Annotated in this window: 3 protein-coding genes and 2 pseudogenes; 3 read left to right on the forward strand and 2 right to left on the reverse strand. The window is 68.6% G+C overall.

All coding sequences use genetic code 11. The features are described 5' to 3' along the window. Positions 1-111 (forward strand): annotated as a pseudogene (locus AC1DOC_RS30845) (tripartite tricarboxylate transporter substrate binding protein); the annotation flags it as partial. Here AC1DOC_RS30845 and AC1DOC_RS30850 read toward each other — a convergent pair. Further along, positions 84-428, reverse strand: a pseudogene (locus AC1DOC_RS30850) (SDR family NAD(P)-dependent oxidoreductase); the annotation flags it as partial. The pseudogenes AC1DOC_RS30845 and AC1DOC_RS30850 sit on opposite strands and share 28 nt — an antisense overlap. 73 nt (positions 429-501) lie before the next feature. Here AC1DOC_RS30850 and AC1DOC_RS30855 point away from each other — a divergent pair. Both AC1DOC_RS30855 and AC1DOC_RS30860 read left to right on the forward strand, forming a co-directional pair. Continuing rightward, complete coding sequence (locus AC1DOC_RS30855; RefSeq protein WP_174545063.1) at positions 502-1107, forward strand: 2-hydroxychromene-2-carboxylate isomerase; 606 nt, start codon at positions 502-504, stop codon at positions 1105-1107. A gap of 40 nt (positions 1108-1147) precedes the next feature. Further along, positions 1148-1831 carry a dienelactone hydrolase family protein gene (locus tag AC1DOC_RS30860; RefSeq protein ID WP_478131243.1) on the forward strand — a complete coding sequence of 228 codons (684 nt, stop codon included), beginning with the start codon at positions 1148-1150 and terminating at the stop codon, positions 1829-1831. Positions 1832-1852: 21 nt separating this feature from the next. On the opposite strand, the gene AC1DOC_RS30865 is transcribed toward AC1DOC_RS30860, so the two are convergent. Beyond that, positions 1853-2099 (reverse strand): LysR substrate-binding domain-containing protein (locus AC1DOC_RS30865; RefSeq protein ID WP_478131244.1); only part of this gene is annotated, 247 nt, incomplete at its 5' end.

The following is a 2099-nucleotide window of genomic DNA, read 5'->3' on the forward strand; positions in this document are numbered from 1 at the left end:
CCCTACAAGGGCGCCGCGCCCGCCATGACCGACCTGATGGGCGGCCAGGTGCCCACGATGATGCTCGACCTGGCCTCGGGCCTGCCGATCACATTGACGCGGAACATGCGTTCCAGGCGCGCCACGCTCATTTCGTCGACCCGGGCCTGCACGTCGACGACGCCGGCGTTGTTGACCAGCGCCGTGAGCCGGCCGAGCCGGGCATCGACCTTCTCGAACATGGCCAGCACCTGGGCCTCGTCGCCCACGTCGGCCTGCACGGCCATGGCGGTGCCGCCGCCCGCGCGGATGGCGCGCACCACCTCGTCGGCGGCGAGCGAGTTGTTCGCGTAGTTGACGGCCACCGCGTAGCCGCGCTGCGCTGCCAGCAGGGCGGTGGCGGCGCCGATGCCGCGGCCGCCGCCCGTGATCAAGAGCACCTGGTCCAAAACCTACCTCCTGCAGAGAAACTGCGTGTCARTTAAAACCGTTGGCTTGGATTACATCATCGGGGGCATGCGCATGAGCATTGACAAGACCATTGACTATTACTTTGCGCCACAGAGCCCATGGACCTATCTGGGGCATTCCCGCTTTGCCGCGATCGCCGCGGCCGCCGGCGCCACGGTGCGCGTGCGGCCGATCGACCTGGGCAGCGTGTTCCCGGTGTCGGGCGGGCTGCCGCTGGGCAAGCGCGCGCCGCAGCGCCAGGCGTACCGGCTGGTCGACCTCGCACGCTGCTCGCGCCACCTCGGCCTGCCGCTGAACACCAAGCCGAAATTCTTCCCGGTGGCCAGCGACGACGCGGCCCGGGTCATCATCGCGGTCGACATGCACGACGGCACCGAGGCCGCCATGCGCATGTGCGCGGCGGTGTTCGCGGCCGTGTGGGTGCAGGAGCGCAACATCGGCGACCCGAAGGTGCTCGATTCGCTGGTGGTCGAATGCGGGCTGTCGCCCAAGCGCGCGGAGCAGTCGCAGAGCCAGGCGGTGCAGGAGCGTTACGAGGCTTACACGCAGGAAGCGATCGACATCCAGGTGTTCGGTGCGCCAAGCTATGTCATCGATGGCGAGATATTCTGGGGCCAGGACCGGCTCGACTTCGTCGAGCGCGCGCTGCGCCAGTAACCGGCATTCCATTCAGTTGCGATTCAAGGAGCAAGACATCATGGGTCAATTCATCGATCTGAAAGCCAAGGACGGCTTCACCTTTCCCGCCTACGTGGCCGAGCCCGCCGGCAAGCCGCGCGGCGCGGTGGTCGTGGTGCCGGAGATCTTCGGCGTCAACTCGCACATCCGCTCGGTGGCCGACGGCTACGCGGCCGACGGCTACCTGGCGGTGTCGCCCTCGACCTTCCACCGCGTGAAGCCGGGCGTCGAGCTCGGCTACAGCGACGAGGACATGAAGGCCGGCTTCGCGCTGAAGACCGCGGTCGAGGCGCTGCCCGCGCCCGGCGTGCTGCAGGACATCGAGGCCGCCGTGGCCTATGCCYCCAAGGCCGGCAAGGTCGGCATCGTGGGCTATTGCTGGGGCGGCCTGCTGGTCTGGCGCGCCGCCAGCCTGGTTCCGGGCATTGCCGCCGCGGCGCCCTACTACGGCGGCGGCATGACCACGCCGGAAGAAACCGCGCGCCAGCCCAAGGTGCCGGTGCTCGCGCATTTCGGCAACCAGGACCACTGGATCCCGCTGGACACCATCGAGACCTTCAAGAAGGCGCATCCCGAGGTGCAGGTGCACGTCTACGAATCGGGCCACGGCTTCAACTGCGACCAGCGCGGCTCCTACAACGCCGAGGCCGCCAGGCTCGCACGCACGCGCACGCTCGAATTCTTCGCCAAGCACGTCGGCTGAGCGCGGCCGGAGCCCGGCGGTTTATTGCTTGCGCGCGCCCGCGCCGATGCGGGTCTGCAGAAAGTCGAGCAGCGCACGCAGCGCGGCGCTGTTGTGGCGCCGCTGCAGGTAGGCCGCCGACAGCCACATGTCCTTGCGCGCATAGCCCTGCAGCACCGGCACCAGTTCGCCGTGGTCGATGTGCGACTGCACCAGGATCGAGGGCAGGTAGATCACGCCGAAGCCGCGCATCGCCACCCGGATCAGCGGCGCGCCCTCGGTGCAGTCC

This window comes from Variovorax sp. 01T439_2, from assembly GCF_056398445.1.

Excerpts from the sequence above, each read along its gene's own strand:
- AC1DOC_RS30855 (WP_174545063.1), top strand. The coding sequence starts at position 502 with ATGAGCATTGACAAGACCATTGACTATTACTTTGCGCCACAGAGCCCA.